Genomic DNA, 15,189 nt, shown 5'->3' on the forward strand with positions numbered 1-15,189 from the left:
AACGCATTTGCAGGGCAGAGACGGGACCACGTGTCCGGTGTGACCGGATATGAAACGCATGCATGTGACCCCTCCTTTCTCCTCAAGCACGGGGCCTGAATATCATCGCTTTTTTTCGGGCGCAATCGGTGGTGGCGTAGACCGCCAGCGTCGCAGGCGGGTATGACTACCTCCGAGCACCGATCCGAGGCCATCCGGAGCGAGCATGACCGGCGGGGCGCTGTGGCGCTTCGCCTCTGGGGAGACAGATGATGACTGCACCGATCAAGATCATGGCGATCCTCTCGGCACGCCCGGGCAAGGCCGCCGAGCTCAGAGCCCTTCTCGACACCATGGTGATCGCCAGCCGGGCCGAGCCGGGCAACCTGCGCTACGACCTCTGGGTCGATCAGGCCGACGACACCCGCTTCGCGCTCGATGAGCTCTATGTCGATGACGCCGCGGTGGCCGCGCATCGCGCCACGCCGCATTTCCAGGCCTATCGGGCCACCGTGGGCGACCTTGCCGAGCGGAGTTCCGTGACGCTCAACGGGCTCTCTGTGGCCTGACAGGAGAGGGCTTTCGATGCTCTGGGTGCGGAGGCGGTTTCAGCGATGAAGCGCGGTTGGCCATAGCCGCCGCGCCTCACCCCTCGCCCTACCTCTCCGCCATGTACCGCCCCGGCGACGTGCCCAGCGTCTTCCGGTACGGGCGGGCTGATGGTCCGCATCGACGCCGATCTCGATTGATGCGTCGCCTTCGTCAGAAGCCCACGCCGGTATAGCGCTCGGAGAGCTCCCAGAGGCGGGCGGCGGCCGTGGCATCCAGCGCTTGCGGCGGGATCTTCGCGTCGGTGGGGTAGCCACGGGTTTCGCCGAGCTTGTCGGGGCCGTAGTAGGCGCCGCCCTTGGCATCCGGCGAGGTGGCGGCATAGAGCGTCGGCAGCGCGCCCTGGGCGGCGGGCTGGAACAGGAACCACAGCAGGGACCGTGTCAGCCCGACGACGCTGCGGCGGCCGGGCGCGTTGTGCAGGAGGTCGGTGCGGGAGATGCCGGGGTGGGCGGCGATGCTGGTGACGCCCCAGCCGGCGGCTTCGCTGCGGCGTTGCAACTCCAGCGCAAACATCAGGCAGGCGAGCTTGGACTGGCCGTAGACTGCCATGGGCTTGTAGCTGTTGGTCGCGCCGAGATCGTCGAAATCGAGGGTAGCGCTTTGAGCGGCGATGCTTGACAGCGTCACCACCCGTGCATCCCGGCCGGCGCGCAACAGCGGCATCAAATGGCCGGTCAGCGCGAAGTGGCCGAAGTAGTTGGTGCCGAGCTGCAGTTCGAAGCCGTCGGCGGTTTCCAGCCGCTTGGGCGGCGTCATCACCCCGGCATTGTTGACGAGCAGATCGAGGTGGCCCCGCTGGCTGTGGAGCCGCGCCGCGAAATCGGCGACGGAGACAAGGCTGGCGAGATCGAGCGGCTCGAAGCGGATCTTGGCGGCGGGTACCTTGCCGGCGATCTCGGCCACGGCCGCCGCGCCCTTCTCCGGGTTGCGGCCGGCGATGATCACCTCGCAACCGGCCCGCGCCAGGGCGAGCGCCGTCTCAAAGCCCAGCCCGCCGGTGCCGGTGACCACGGCCGAGCGGCCGGACTGCGCGGGAATGTCGGATGCCGTCCACTTTGCCATGACGCTGCCTTCTCAAAATACCGCACTCGGTGTAAAATAATATTCGCACTGAGTGTAAATTTCAAGGGCGGGCGGGATGAATAGCAAGGGCGGGCCGGATGCCGCGCACGAGGGCCTCAGGGAGCGCAAGCGGCGGGAGACCTTTCAGCGCATCACCGATCGCGGCGTTCGCCTGTTCATCGAGAAGGGCTATGCGGCGACGACGCTGGACGATATCGCGGCGGCGGCGGGCATCTCGCGGCGAACGTTCTTCTATTATTTCAAGTCCAAGGACGACATTCTGCTGTCGCTGCAGGCCAATGTGGGCGGCATGCTGGTCGCCGCCTTCCGCGAGACGCCCGAGGGCCAGCGGCCGCTCGAAGCCATCCGCGACGCGGCGGTGAAGATGTGCGACAGCATTTCCACCGACGAGATGATCGCCATCGATCGGCTGATGCGCGAGAGCGAGGCCGTTCAGGCCCGCAAGCAGGCGAGCTATGTGGAGCAGGAGAAGGCGCTGTTCGCCGCGCTCCGCGAGCGATGGCCCGACCCGGCCCGCGAAACCGGCCTGAGGCTGGTCGCCATGCTGGCGATCGGCGCCATGCGCCTTGCCACCGAAGCCTTCAACCAGCAAGGCGGCAAGCGCTCGCTCGCCGAGCTGTTGAAGGAGGCCTTCGCGGCGCTGGAGGCCGAGGTGTGATGGCCGTTCACGAGGCCGACGTGAGGATGGCACACACATCGGCCTTGGGCGGCGCGCCGAAGCTAGAGCGCTTTGTTAAGACGCAATTTCGGACGCAAAACCGGTTCCCACTTTTGCTGAAATTGCTCTAGGGACGGTTTTCATACTTTTCGATAAGCGCGATGATGCGCTGCCTGCGGCGCGCCACCTCGTCGATATGCCGATCGAGCGCCGTGAGCTTCTCGCGGAGTGCCGAGAGCACTTCCTTCCCTGTCGGCGGCCCGCCGCTCCTCTGACTGAGGGCTGCCCTGATCTCGTCGAGGGTGAAGCCAAGATCCTGCGCCTGGTGAATGAAGTTGAGTGTCTCCAGCACGTCCACGCCATAGCGTCGATAGCCATTCTCGCCTCTTAGGGCGCGAGGGATCAGCCCGTGCCGCTCGTAAAAGCGGATACGCGAGGTGGAGAGACCCGATCGCCGCGCGACTTCACCTATACGCATGGAAAGTCCTTGACCTTAAACCTAGGTTGAAGGTGTACGCCTGTGTCTTCTCTCCAGCAAGGAGCCGACATGGCGAGGGTTTTGGTAACGGGCGGGACGGGGTTCCTGGGCGCATATTGCATCATCCAGCTGCTTGCGGCCGGCCATGAGGTGCGCGCTACGGTCCGCGATCTGCGGCGAGAACACGATTTGAAGGCCATGCTGCGACAGGCCATACTACGACAAGGTGGGGCGGGAGATCGCGCCGATCAGGTCGCCCTGTTCGCCGCAGATCTCACCATCGACGCGGGATGGAAGCAGGCGACCGCAGGCTGCGATTACGTCCTGCATGTTGCATCTCCCTTTCCGGGCAGGGTCCCCAAGGACGAGAACGAGTTGATCAGGCCCGCGCGGGACGGCGCGCTCCGGGTCTTGCGCGCGGCGAGGGACGCCAAGGTGAGGCGAGTGGTGCTCACCTCGTCGTTCGCGGCGATCGGATATGGGAAGGGCCGCGCGGGAACCTTCACGGAGACGGATTGGACCGATCCCGGCGATCCGACGATCCAACCCTATCAGAAATCGAAGACGCTGGCCGAGCGTGCCGCGTGGAGCTTCATGAAGGAGGAAGGAGGCGCGCTCGAACTTGCGGTCATCAATCCCACCGGCATCCTTGGTCCGGTGCTCGGGGCAGACCTGTCCACGTCGACCCACCTGATAAAGCGAATGTTGGAGGGCAGCACGCCTGGTTGCCCCGACTTGTGGTTCGGTATCGTGGACGCTCGCGACGCCGCCGATCTCCATCTCCGGGCGATGACGAATCCTGCCGCAGCCGGAGAGAGATTTCTCGCGACCGCCGGCCATTTCATGAACGTCGCCCAGATGGCCCAGACCTTGAAGGACCGCTTGGGTGGTTCGGCGCGCGCCGTGTCGACGCGCCAGTTGCCCAATTGGTTGCTGCGAGCGGTCGCACTCTTCGATCCCGAAGTGAGGAGCCTGTTGCCCGAGCTTGGAAAGCAAAAGAATGCGACCGCCGCCAAGGCGCAGCGCCTGCTCGGCTGGAACCCTCGGCCCCCCGAAGAGGCGATCATCGCCACGGCGACCAGTCTGGCGGACCTCAACCTGCTCAAGTCCTGATCGGTCATTCGCCTTCCCGCGGCTGCCGAATTCCAACGTTCGCAATCAGGCGCTTGATGTCAGACGCAGTTCCGGACGCAAAACCGGTTCCCACTTTTGCTGGACCTGCTCTAGCCCAGGCGGGCAAAGGTGGCGCGGATGTCGTCCACGAGCACCTCGGGCCGCTCAAGCGCTGCGAAGTGGCCGCCGTCATTCTCGCCGTTGAAATAGATCACTTGGGAATAGCGCTTTTCGGCCCATCGCCTGGAGATGCGGACGTGCTCGCCCTTCAGCATCGTGAAGCCGGTTGGCACGGCGATCGGACCTTCAGGCTGTCCGCCTGCCGGCCCGCCAGCCTTGGCGAGCTCCCAGTAGAGCCGGGCGGCGGACGCGCTCGTGTTGGGAAGCCAATACAGCATGATGTCGTCAAGCATCTCGTCGAGAGAGAAGGACCCCTCGGCGTCGCCGCGCGTGCCGCCGGTGTCCTGGAACATGGCGTAGATCCAGGCCGCCAGCCCGGACGGCGAGTCCGCCAGCGAATAGCCGATCGTCTGCGGACGCGTGGATTGTTGCTTGGCATAACCGGAAAGATCGTCCCAGAAGTGCCTGGCGTCGCCGAGCATCGCCTTTTCCTCAGGTGAGGCTTCCGCCATTTCCTCAGGCGTCGGCATGACCATCGCGAAATTGAGGTGGGTCCCCACCAGGCCCGCGGGCGTCTTGCGCGCAATGGCGTCGGCGACGCCGGCGCCCAGGTCGCCGCCTTGCATGCCCCAGCGGGTGTAGCCGAGCTGCGCCATCAGCTTGATGTAGAGATCGGCGATCTGGGGCAGGCCGCAACCGGTCGAGGCCGGCTTGCCCGAGAACCCGAAGCCGGGCATCGCGGGCGCCACGATGTGGAAGGTGCGGCGGGCGTCGCCGCCGTGCGCGGCCGGATCGGTCAACGGACCGATCACCTTGCGGAACTCGAGCACCGAGCCCGGCCAGCCGTGCATCATCAGGAGCGGCAGGGCGTCGGGCTCGGGAGAGCGGACGTGGAGGAAATAGAGCTCCTGGCCGTCAATCGTCGCCGTGTGCTGGCCAAGGCTGTTCAGCAGAGCCTCGCAGGCCCGCCAATCGTAGCGGGTGCGCCAATGTTCGCAGAGCGCTTGTACTTTCGCCAACTGCGGCCCTTGGCTGGTATCGGCGACCGTTTCGCGATCCGGCCATCGGGTTTTCGACAAACGCACGCGCAAATCCACGAGCACGCTGTCTGGGATCGCCAGATGGAAGGGCTTGATCGTTCCGGGCATGGTCGTTTCTCCAAAGGCTGGGGCGGCGGCGGGCATCGCGAGGGCGGCGGCGAGCGCAAGGAAGGCGCGGCGATCCAGTTCACCGGGTTTGGGCGTGGGGTCGGAGGCTGGCGGCATGGCGGATCCTTTCACCGCCCCGATGTAGCTTGTTCCGGAAAGAAGGATTAGACGTGGAGAGTGGCACACAGCGTTCCACCTGGGGAACGAGACAATGAACCTGGATGATGTTCGAGTGTTCGCCCGAATTGCCGAGCTCAAGGGCATATCGGCGACCGCACGGGCGCTCGGCCTTCCCAAATCATCGGTCAGCCGGGCGTTGGCGCGCATGGAGGCCATCGCCGGAGCCGCCTTGGTCGAGCGATCCACACGGCATGTTCGGCTGACCGACGCCGGGGTGCTGCTTCACACCCACGCCCTGCGCATTCTGGATGACATCGCCGAGGCGGAAACGGCCCTGGAGGGACTGGCGGGCACGCCGCGCGGACGCCTGCGCGTGAACGCGACGCATGCCTTCGGCATTGGCGTGATCGCCCCGATGCTGCCTGACTTCTTGGCGCGCTACAATGAGGTGCAGGTGGCGCTGGACGCCGACGATCGCCCCATCGACCTGGCAGCGACGGACACCGACCTGGCAATCCGGATCGGCCCGATGGCGGACTCCGCGCTGATCGCTCGCCGGCTGCCTTCGGTGGACTTGTGGCTCTGTGCCAGCCCGGCGTACCTGGCGGCGCACGGGACGCCGAGGACCGTGGCGGACCTGGCGGCTCACAGCCTGGTCGATCGCCAGGATCGCATCAACTGGCGCTTTGCCGACGCCGGCGTGATCGACGTGGAGCCGCGGGTGGTCATACCGGACGCAAGCACACAAAAGATCGTGGTGGAGGGCGGAGCGGGGATCGGTCACCTCCCCGATTATCTCGTCCGCCCGGCCGTCGCGAGCGGGCATCTCGTTCGTCTATTGCCGGAGGTGACCGCCGCCTCGATCGATGTCCATGCGCTCTATCCCAGCCGCCGCAGCCTCTCGGCCAAGGTGCGCGTATTCATCGATGCGCTCGCCGAACACATGCGCGTCACCGCTCGTTTGGCGGAGGGGCGCTGACCTCTGGAAAAGACCCGGGAGCGGACAAGAGCTACTCTCCGTGGCGCAGACTCTGGATCGCCGCGCACGTTCTTCTCCTATTTCAAGTCCAAGGACGACATCCTGCTGTCGCAGCAGGCCAATGTGGGCGGCATGCTGGTCGCCGCCCTCCGCGAAACGCCCGAGGGCCAGCGGCCGCTTGAAGCCATCCGCGAGGCGGCGGTGACGGTGTGCGACAGCATTCCCACCGACGACATGATCGCCCTCGACCGCCTGATGCGCGAGAGCGAGGCCGTCCAGGCCCGCAAGCAGGCGAGAGCTGAGTGGAGCCGGAGAAGGCGCTGTTCCGCCGCCCTCCGCGAGCGATGGCCCAACCCGGCCCGCAAAGTGGGCAGCAGCATCTTCGGCGTGGCGGACGCGGCAAGGGAGACGTCACGAACGTTTATGGAAGTGCGCGCTCTGCATCCTTGCCAGGCGGGCTGGTGGGCCATTAAATCAGGAAGTAGCGAATATGGCGGCAGTTACGCCTCTCGGCCGTGGCATTTCTTCCACTTCTTGCCGCTCCCGCAGGGGCACTTATCGTTTCTGCCGATCTTTTTCTTGGCCTGCGCGCCTGCAATCCGTTTACGCTGCAGCGCTCCGCCCTGCGCGCGCAGACGCTCGATCTCTGCCGTGGAGAGTCCGAAAAGAGTTACATTGCGCAGATGAGCACCGAATAGCTTGGCGTTTTTGTCGTATTCAAGCTCAATGAGGCGGCGCTCTGTCTTGTCGTCCGCGAGCATGACAACGCGCGTATGTTCGAGTGCGCCCTCTATGTTGCGTGGTGCGTCGAGAGACCAAACAAATAATGTCGTCTCCATTTCACCATACCATGAGAGCGGGCGCGCGCGCTTTAGCTCCTTATTTTCCTTCAGTGCGTTCTCGATAGACGAAGCAAAGTTGTCTCGCCAATCGCCGGCGCCGTCCAGGATGAAACTTGATAACTCAGCTCTGTGTAGCTCGTCCGAGGTAGCCAACAGATCGAGAATTTCTGCAACCCGGTATGGCATCTTTTGCCGAGGTTTCGGTGGCGCGTCGCCGACGAGCACGCCACTAAAGTATTCGTCGACCACAGTCGTATAGCCGTCGAACTGCATCTTTTCAGCATTCTTGGAAAGCTCTTCCGCATACTGCGTATAGTTGTTCTCTGTAATGTACATACCGAAGTGATCCATCTCGTCATTGAGGTCGACCTTTTCAGAATGTCCGGCTCTTACGCGCATTTCGACGAAATGCAAAAAGATTAGCGGATTGTCGAACAAATCAGCATAGACACGAAGGTCGTCAATCGAAAGCGGCCACAACGGGCGTTGACCGACATTGATCCCGAGCGGTGCAAGATGTTGCGCGCGAGCCGCCAGCGCTGTGAACGCATCAAGTGTGATTGTGCATACGGTCACATGCCGGAAATCCGAACGTCGCAGTTTCGCAATTTCATTGTGTTCCGCGTCCGCAATCGAGACTTCTGGCGCGCTTTCCAAGAAATCGACAAACCGGCTTCCTTGCCGGGCAGGCGCTTGGAGGAGCGCACGAAGTGACTCAAGATGTGCATTGAGGTCGTTCGCAGGCGACGTGTACGTGAAGGCGCCGCCCTTCACCTCGATTATGAATAAGTGGTCTTCATAGATTAAGATGCCATCGGCCTCATGCCATTGAGCCGGACCGCTGCCAACTTTCCATCTGTAATAAACTGGGCGGTACGCTCGTGCTCCGGGCATCAACCGTTTTAGGTAGGTAAACGGCAATTCTTCAGAGATTGCCTTTTGACCAATATTCCAAGCTTCCTTGTAGGTGGGGTCAAGCTCAACAACGATACGTCGCAGTACGCGGTATATGTTGTCGAACAGGCTGAAGAAGTCAAAGCAATGGGTTGATCCATTGAGCCTAACAAAAGGGCGCCGCATTATCGGCCAAATGCGCAGGGGCCATCCCGCAAATTCGCCGGGGGCGAAGAACTCGGTGTCTTCGCCGGGAGAATAACTCAGCGCGTCGAGCAAGACCTTAGGCAGGTTTGTGTTTTTGCCAACATCGAACAGATCAAAGCCGATCATCGCGCCTGCAAAGCGGTCACGCTGAGCAGCAAGATCGTGGTCTTCAAATAATTCATTCATTAGTTCTTCAAAATCTGCGACTTGGCGCTTAGCAGCAAGTTCGTCAAGCCGAACTATCGATTTCGCGTGTAACTCCTTTATTTCTTCCGCGATGTCTATAAGGCCATGCGTTAGTCGAGTTAGAATCTTATCGAACTCAGCCGCGAGGTCATCTGCGTCCAGCCCGAACAGCTTCAATAGAATCTCAGAATGCGGCGCGAGTACGTCGAGTAACGCCTGCCGCTCATGAAGCTGATAACGTTTGCCCCGAATATTCAGCCAGAGTGTTTCGGCGCGAAACCGAAACTCCTCTAGCTGCATATCGAGTTGTGCGTCTTGAGCTTTTCGGTGAGCCGTCATGCACATCTGATAGTCGAGCGTAAGACGACGGAACAAGCCTTCGATATCCGCTTTCAGCGCAGTCCAATCTTCTTCACCTACATCCGCGGCATACTGCTCCGGCTTCACTGACACGATCATGCTCTGCACATAATCGACCATCCGGGCTGCTAAGAGTTTTTCGGAGTCACTCGCATCTTTGCCACCTATGCCGACCATCATTGTAGAATATTCCCACCAGCCGCGTTGAAGCAGGCGATCGGGGGGGAGACGGGCGATCTGCGCTGCAATGGAAGCGACAAGATCATCGATATCGCTGACTATGATGGGATACTGGGCTGCCAGTCGTGCTTGAATTGCGTCATACTCTTCTCGGGTTGCCCGCGAGCGACCTATTACGAGACGGCCAAAACGCGCAAATTCAATAGGCCCGGCGGCAAAGTGGTCGTCGGGCTTTATATTTTTGGCCTTGTTTCTTTTTGACTTGGCCACGTGAGTTCTCCTGCGCGAGGCGATGTATGCCACACGCTTTTTCGCTTCGGTTTCGAACTTGGTGACATTAATCCTTGAGTGTGAGTTTGGAAGTTCAACTTAGGGTTTTCTACTCGCGAACTGACCGCAGTCCTCGCAAAACCGCAAGGTATCAACATCAGCGCTTGCGCAGGTTTTACATTGTTGTGGAAGTTGATCGTTATTGGCCCGACCTTTGCGGCGCGGACGCTCTACCGGTGCCGTTTCGGCGATGGAATGTAGCTTTTAATCGCAGCGTTTTCCTCACCCTCGCCCCTCTCCGCCATATACCTTCCAGGCGACGTCCCCAGCGTCTTCCTGAACATCGTCACGAAGCTCGGGCCGCTTTTTTACCCGAGTCATCGGCGGCTTTTTGGACGAGGTGCCGACGGTCTGCCATTGGATGGCCGGCACGACGGTGAGCCGTCGTCCCTTCCGCCACCCCGGACAAGAAACGTGCATTCGCCCACCCGCTCCGTCACCCTTTGGGCGCCAACCCGTCCATCACGACATCCATCAGCCGTTCGGCCAGGGCGCGCCCGTCGGCGTCGGCGGGGAGGCGCCAGAGGAAGCTCATGAGCATCAGGATGTCGGCGGAGAGGAGGCCGGGGCGCATGCTGCCCTCGGCGGCGCAGGCGGCGATCAGTTGGTCGAGCGCGGCGATGACCGGGGCATAGGTGTCGCGGATCGCCTCCTGCGCGGCCGGGCTGTGCAGCGCTTCGCCGAGGCCGTGCTTGACGCGGACGTAGTCGGCGAGCGTGGCGAACCAGACGCGGAAGGCTTGATGCGGCGCGTGCTCTGAAAGCAGCCTCGGCACCGACGCCACCAGGCGTTCGATGTCGTGGGCGTAGACGGCGAGAATGAGCGCTTCGCGGCTGGGGAAATGCCGATAGAGCGTGCCGGCGCCGACACCGGCGCGCTTGGCAATCTCGTTCAGCGACGTCTGCCCCGACACGGCGAAAGCGTCATGGGCGATCTCCAGGATGTGCTGACGGTTTTTCGCCGCATCGGCGCGCTGGGCCGACTGGGATTGCTCTTTCACGCCGCCACCTCTCATACCAATTCGCGAAGATGCTGACGCATCCGCTCATTGAGAGCATTGCCGATTTCTCATGTGCGTCAAGTGCATGAGAAATCGGCAAACGGAATGCCAAGAGTCATTTTCAATGCATCTTGGTATCACATATTTTACCGCATGCCTCTTGTTAAACGGAGAACTCTCCGTTAATCCGTTGACAACGAAGCGGAGAACTCTCCGGTCTCGTAGTCTAGCACTGTTGGAGGCATCATGGACACCATCAAGCTCGGCAGCACCGGCCTAGACGTTTCGCCGATCGCCATCGGCGCGATGACCTACGGCGACCCCAAGCGCGGCCATCCCGTGTGGTCGCTGCCGGAGGAAGAGAGCCGGCCGCTGATCCGGCACGCCATCGAGCAGGGCATCAATTTCTTCGATACGGCCAACATGTATTCGCAAGGCTCCAGCGAGGAGATCCTGGGGCGGGCGCTCAAGGATTTCGCCAATCGCGACGACGTGGTGATCGCCACCAAGCTGCGCCATCCGATGCGCCCCGGCCCCAACGGCAAGGGCTTGTCGCGCAAGGCGATCATGACCGAGATCGATCACAGCCTCCGCCGGCTCGGCACCGATTACGTCGACCTCTACCAGATCCACCGCAACGATCCCCTGACGCCGGTGGAAGAGACGCTGGAGGCGCTCAATGATCTGGTGAAGGCCGGCAAGGTGCGCTACCTCGGCGCGTCGTCGATGCATGCCTGGGAATTTGCCAAGGCGCTGCACTTGCAGAAGGCTAGGGGATGGGCGCGCTTCGTCTCCATGCAGGACCACTACAACCTGCTGGCCCGCGAGGAAGAGCGCGAGATGCTGCCGCTCTGCAAGGACGAGGGCGTCGGCACCATCGTCTGGAGCCCGTTGGCGCGCGGCCGGCTCGCGCGTGGCTGGGACGCGGCCAAGGCAACGGCGCGCTCGGGCAGCGACCCGTTCGCCGACATGCTCTACACCAAGCTGACGGCCGACAGCGACCGGGCGATCATCGATGCGGTGGGGGCGATCGCCGAGGCGCGCGGCGTGTCGCGGGCGCAGATCGCGCTCGCCTGGCTGCGGCGCAACCCGGTGGTGACGGCACCCCTCGTCGGCGCCAGCAGCAAGGGCCAGATCGACGACGCCGTCACCTCGCTGTCGATCACGCTCAGCGACGAGGAGGTGCGACGCCTGGAGGCGCCCTATACGCCGCGCCACGATTTCCAGGGCATTTCCGACGATCGGGAGATGCAGCGCATCATGGATCAGGTGCCGGGGTTTGCGCCGGCTGCGCGCTGAGGCGCAGGGTTGCGGCTCCCACAGCGGCGGGCTGCCGATCGACGCCTTGAGCGCGTCGGTGAAGGCGCGGACCTTGGCGCTCGGCTGCGGCAGGGCGCGCAACAGGGGAATGCCGGCCGGCGCCTTGTTCCAGGGCTCGCCCTCCGGCTGAAGGCGGATCAGCTTGCCGGCCTTGACGTCGGGGCCGGCAACCCAGCTCAGCCCCTGTGACGCCGGTCATGCCTGCGGTTGACCAATCGCTGGTGCACCAGACATCCACTCGCGGCGCAGGATGGCGTATTGCATGGTGTCTTCGTAGATCGGATTGCCCGCATCGTCATTGATGAACGATACGAACTCGACGAACACGCCTTCCCGGCGCATGCCAAGCTTTTCGCAGAGGCGCTGCGAGGCCTTGTTGTGGTCTTCGACATAGGCATAAATTCGGCGAAAGCCCTTTGCCCGGAAAAGATGGTCGAACAGGGCCCTTGCGGCTTCGAACGCATATCCCTGACCACCGAATTGCGGATTGAGGTTCCAGCCGACCGAGGCCGTCTCGTCTTCCTCTTCTTCGCTGCCGCCGCCGAACAGATCGCCGATGACCTGACCGGTCTGTTTCAGGCATATCGCCACGCAGCTCTCGTCGAGGGCGCGTTTCCTGACCTCGGTCTCCGCCTCAGCCAGGTCCGCGAGCTTGAGCGAGAGGAAGCAGCGGGCCGTGGGCGCGCGCAGGTAGGCAAAGAGGTCCGCTGCATCGCCCTCCCGGAAGGGCCTGAGGATCAAGCGCTCGGTTTCAATGATCTGCATGTCCAGTACTCTGCAAAAGGCCGTCAATGATGCGAACGGGAAAGGTTGCGATTGGAAACCGGTGTTCCGAGAAGTTGACGGCTCGCATCCCTAGGCGTCGAGGCGATTTCAGCGATGAATTGCGGCTTCAAATTGGAGCTTCCGCTCGCCTCTCACCCCTCGCCATAGCGCTCGGCCATATACCGTCCCGGCGAGGTCCCCAGCGTCTTGCGGAACATCGTCACGAAGCTTGGGACGCTTTCGTAGCCGAGGTCGGCGGCGACCGTTTGCAGGGAGGCGCCGGCGGCCAGCCATTGGATGGCGAGCATGACGGCGAGCTGCTGGCGCCAGCGGCCGAAGCTCATGCCGGTCTCCTCGACGATGCGGCGGGCCAGCGTGCGCTCGCTGAGGCAGGCGCGCTTGGCCCAGACCTCCAGCGTCGAGCGGTCGGCGGGGGCGGCCATCATCGCCTCGGCCAGCTGGCGCAGCTTGGGATCGGCGGGCATGATCAGGTGAAGATCCTCGATCTTCGAGGCTGCCACCTCGTCGAGCAGCACGGCGAGCAGGCGCGAATTCGCCCCGCCTTCCTCGTAGAGCGACGGCAGCCGCGCCCCGCGCCGCATCAGCTCGCGCAGGAGGGGCGACACCGACACGGCGCAGCAGCGCTGTGGCAGGCAATGGCTGACGGAGGGATCGATGAAGGCGTTGTAGCCTTCGAGCGCGCCGCTCATCCACACCGAATGCAACGCGCCGCCGGGAATCCAGATGGCGCTCTGCGGCGGCACGATCCACAACCCGCCCGCCACTTCGCAGCGCAGCACGCCGCGCTGTACCAGGATGAGCTGGCTCTTGACGTGGACATGCGAGGGAAGCTCGACACCGACAAACTTGTCGGCCACGAAGCCATAGATGAGCACCGGCCGGGGCACGTCGTCCGGGTCGATCCAGTCTTCCTGCGGGGAGCCGTTGGTGAGGATGGGCATGCGCCATGCTGGCCTGTCGGCGCCCGTTTGGCAAGATCGAATAATAAACTGTCAGGGCTTCGTAATGACGCCATGGCGGCTTGTCGCTATCTATTCGCAAGAGGCTGTAAGGCCTCCACGACGGTACGAGGACGGCCATGAACGCACTGATCACATTCCCCACGTCCGAGGCGCTCAGGCGGCTGCATCTGGTGGCCGAAGCGTCGGACCGCGAGCTGATGGAACGCAAGAGCCGGGCGATCGCCGACGGCTCCGCCGACCGGGCGATCGCCGACGTCCTGGCCGCCGAGGAGGCGGATTATCGCGGCCTCTATCAGCGCTATCAGGCCAATTTCCTGTCGGTGTCGCCGGTCTACGGCCGCTTTCTCTACATGATGGCGCGCTCGGTGGGGGCCAAGCGGATCGTCGAGTTCGGCTCGTCGATGGCGGTGTCGACCATCTATCTCGCCGCCGCGCTGCGCGACAACGGCGGCGGGCTGTTGATCGGCAGCGAGATCGAGACATCCAAGGTGCTGCGCTCGCAGTTCCACCTCGGCGCGGCCGGGTTGGGCGATCTGGTGGAGATCCGCGAGGGCGACGCGCTGGAGACGCTGAAGGACGTGGGCGGCGAGGTGGACCTGTTGCTGCTCGACGGCGCCTTCTCGCTCTACCTGCCGGTGCTGAAGCTGATCGAACCCTGGCTGAAGCCCGGCGCACCGGTGCTGGCGGAAAAGGCCATCTGCCCGGACTTCCTCGCCTACATCAACAACCCCGCCAACGGCTACCTGTCGCTGCCGCTGCCGATCGATACCGGCCGCCGCAACATTTTTGCAGTTCGAGTAGGCTAATGAACGCACCCCTGAAGGAACCCGGCCGGATCAGCCGCACGCTGATCCGCCTGATGATGAAGCGCGCCCGTGTGGCGGCGAACGAGGCGATTGGCGACGGCTACCGGCTGATCACGCTGGAGGGACCTGAACTCAGGGGCGTCGATTGGCTGCCGGGGCAGAAGATCCAGATGGCCATGGGTTCGGCCTTCGTGACGCGCACCTACACGCCGATCGACTGGGACACGGACGCCGGCAGCACCCGCATCCTCGGCTATGTGCACGGCATGGGCCCGGGCAGCGCCTGGGTGGCCGGCGTCCGGCCGGGCGATGAGTGCGACATTTTCGGCCCGCGCTCCTCGCTGGACCTCAGGCGCATCGACGGGCCGGTCGCTCTCTATGGCGACGAAACCTCGATCGGGCTGGCGCACGCGGCGATGCATGCGGACGCGTCGCGGCGGGTGGCCTGCCATTTCGAGGTGGGGGATAGGGTCGGAAGCGGCATGGCGGCGGCCAGACTCGGCATCGCCGCCGCCGCCACATTCCACGAGCGACGGGCGGACGACGCGCAGCTTGCCGCCCTGGAAGAGAGCCTTGCCGCCCAGGCAGCGGCAGGGGCTCGCTTCGTGCTGACGGGCAAGGCCACCACCATCCAGCGGCTGAGGCAGAGCCTCAAGCGGCTCGGCGTTGCCAGCGGAAGGATAGCCGCCAAGGCCTATTGGGCGCCGGGCAAGGTGGGGCTGGATTGAGAGGATGGGGAGGGGAGACCGATAGTGGCCGGGCATTCCGTTCTGCCCGAGGTCCTTCGCCTACGCGAAGGATGACAGCTTGATAGTTGCTCCTGCGCGGCGTGGATGGTTGCCGATATGTGGCGCTGATGTGCGGCGTCAATAGCTGCTGCAAACGGCTAGATGTTTGTTTGCAAATATAATTCACCTGTCATCCTTCGCGCAGGCCACTGCTGTCCGGTTTAAATTGCGAGCCCTGGGAGAACCATCTGGCTTGGGTCGATGACAGGCGGTTTTGGCGGTGTTTTGAGGTGGCAAA

At 63.2% G+C, this 15,189-nt stretch carries 13 protein-coding genes and 1 pseudogene; 7 read left to right on the forward strand and 7 right to left on the reverse strand.

All coding sequences use genetic code 11. From position 1 onward, the window contains the following. Positions 1-248 precede the first annotated feature (248 nt). The gene (locus G522_RS0118340; RefSeq protein WP_210162939.1) at positions 249-548 is read left to right on the forward strand and encodes a putative quinol monooxygenase; all 300 of its coding nucleotides are present in this window, start codon (positions 249-251) and stop codon (positions 546-548) included. A gap of 193 nt (positions 549-741) precedes the next feature. Here the strand turns inward: G522_RS0118340 and G522_RS0118345 are convergent, their stop codons facing one another. After that, on the reverse strand, positions 742-1,653 hold the full coding sequence (locus tag G522_RS0118345) for an SDR family oxidoreductase (protein ID WP_026792296.1): 912 nt from the start codon (positions 1,651-1,653) through the stop codon (positions 742-744). Positions 1,654-1,729: 76 nt separating this feature from the next. On the opposite strand from G522_RS0118345, the gene G522_RS0118350 reads away from it, so the two are divergent. After that, positions 1,730-2,332, forward strand: coding sequence for a TetR/AcrR family transcriptional regulator (locus tag G522_RS0118350; protein ID WP_026792297.1), 603 nt, complete (start codon positions 1,730-1,732; stop codon positions 2,330-2,332). A 127-nt stretch (positions 2,333-2,459) separates the two neighbouring features. Here G522_RS0118350 and G522_RS0118360 read toward each other — a convergent pair whose 3' ends face one another. Next, positions 2,460-2,810, reverse strand: a complete 351-nt coding sequence (locus G522_RS0118360; protein WP_026792298.1) for a MerR family transcriptional regulator — start codon at positions 2,808-2,810, stop codon at positions 2,460-2,462. A gap of 69 nt (positions 2,811-2,879) precedes the next feature. On the opposite strand from G522_RS0118360, the gene G522_RS0118365 reads away from it, so the two are divergent. Beyond that, positions 2,880-3,923 (forward strand): SDR family oxidoreductase, encoded by a 1,044-nt coding sequence (locus tag G522_RS0118365; protein WP_026792299.1) that lies wholly within the window; start codon positions 2,880-2,882, stop codon positions 3,921-3,923. A 110-nt stretch (positions 3,924-4,033) separates the two neighbouring features. On the opposite strand, the gene G522_RS0118370 is transcribed toward G522_RS0118365, so the two are convergent. Beyond that, positions 4,034-5,308 (reverse strand): epoxide hydrolase family protein, encoded by a 1,275-nt coding sequence (locus G522_RS0118370; RefSeq protein ID WP_210162940.1) that lies wholly within the window; start codon positions 5,306-5,308, stop codon positions 4,034-4,036. Positions 5,309-5,402: 94 nt separating this feature from the next. Between G522_RS0118370 and G522_RS0118375 the strand changes: the two genes are divergently transcribed. Continuing rightward, the gene (locus G522_RS0118375) at positions 5,403-6,290 is read left to right on the forward strand and encodes a LysR family transcriptional regulator (protein ID WP_026792301.1); all 888 of its coding nucleotides are present in this window, start codon (positions 5,403-5,405) and stop codon (positions 6,288-6,290) included. Positions 6,291-6,790: 500 nt separating this feature from the next. Here the strand turns inward: G522_RS0118375 and G522_RS30535 are convergent, their stop codons facing one another. Both G522_RS30535 and G522_RS0118390 read right to left on the reverse strand, forming a co-directional pair. Next, positions 6,791-9,229: a YecA family protein gene (locus tag G522_RS30535; protein ID WP_051228797.1), complete on the reverse strand. Its 2,439-nt coding sequence runs from the start codon at positions 9,227-9,229 to the stop codon at positions 6,791-6,793. Between the two features lie 496 nt (positions 9,230-9,725). Next, positions 9,726-10,289 (reverse strand): TetR/AcrR family transcriptional regulator, encoded by a 564-nt coding sequence (locus G522_RS0118390; protein WP_026792303.1) that lies wholly within the window; start codon positions 10,287-10,289, stop codon positions 9,726-9,728. A gap of 246 nt (positions 10,290-10,535) precedes the next feature. Between G522_RS0118390 and G522_RS0118395 the strand changes: the two are divergent. Next, positions 10,536-11,501 (forward strand): annotated as a pseudogene (locus tag G522_RS0118395) (aldo/keto reductase); the annotation flags it as partial. A gap of 303 nt (positions 11,502-11,804) precedes the next feature. Here the strand turns inward: G522_RS0118395 and G522_RS0118405 are convergent. Together G522_RS0118405 and G522_RS0118410 are read right to left on the reverse strand one after the other, a co-directional pair. After that, on the reverse strand, positions 11,805-12,374 hold the full coding sequence (locus tag G522_RS0118405; protein ID WP_026792305.1) for a GNAT family N-acetyltransferase: 570 nt from the start codon (positions 12,372-12,374) through the stop codon (positions 11,805-11,807). Positions 12,375-12,526: 152 nt separating this feature from the next. Then, positions 12,527-13,336 carry an AraC family transcriptional regulator gene (locus tag G522_RS0118410; protein ID WP_026792306.1) on the reverse strand — a complete coding sequence of 270 codons (810 nt, stop codon included), beginning with the start codon at positions 13,334-13,336 and terminating at the stop codon, positions 12,527-12,529. 137 nt (positions 13,337-13,473) lie between these two features. On the opposite strand from G522_RS0118410, the gene G522_RS0118415 reads away from it, so the two are divergent. After that, positions 13,474-14,163 (forward strand): O-methyltransferase, encoded by a 690-nt coding sequence (locus G522_RS0118415; RefSeq protein ID WP_026792307.1) that lies wholly within the window; start codon positions 13,474-13,476, stop codon positions 14,161-14,163. After that, positions 14,163-14,891, forward strand: a complete 729-nt coding sequence (locus G522_RS0118420) for a siderophore-interacting protein (RefSeq protein WP_051228801.1) — start codon at positions 14,163-14,165, stop codon at positions 14,889-14,891. Before G522_RS0118415 ends, G522_RS0118420 begins: the two co-directional genes overlap by 1 nt. The last annotated feature ends 298 nt before the right edge of the window (positions 14,892-15,189 follow it).

The organism is Pleomorphomonas oryzae DSM 16300 (genome assembly GCF_000422965.1).
Taxonomy (GTDB): Bacteria; Pseudomonadota; Alphaproteobacteria; order Rhizobiales; family Pleomorphomonadaceae; genus Pleomorphomonas; species Pleomorphomonas oryzae.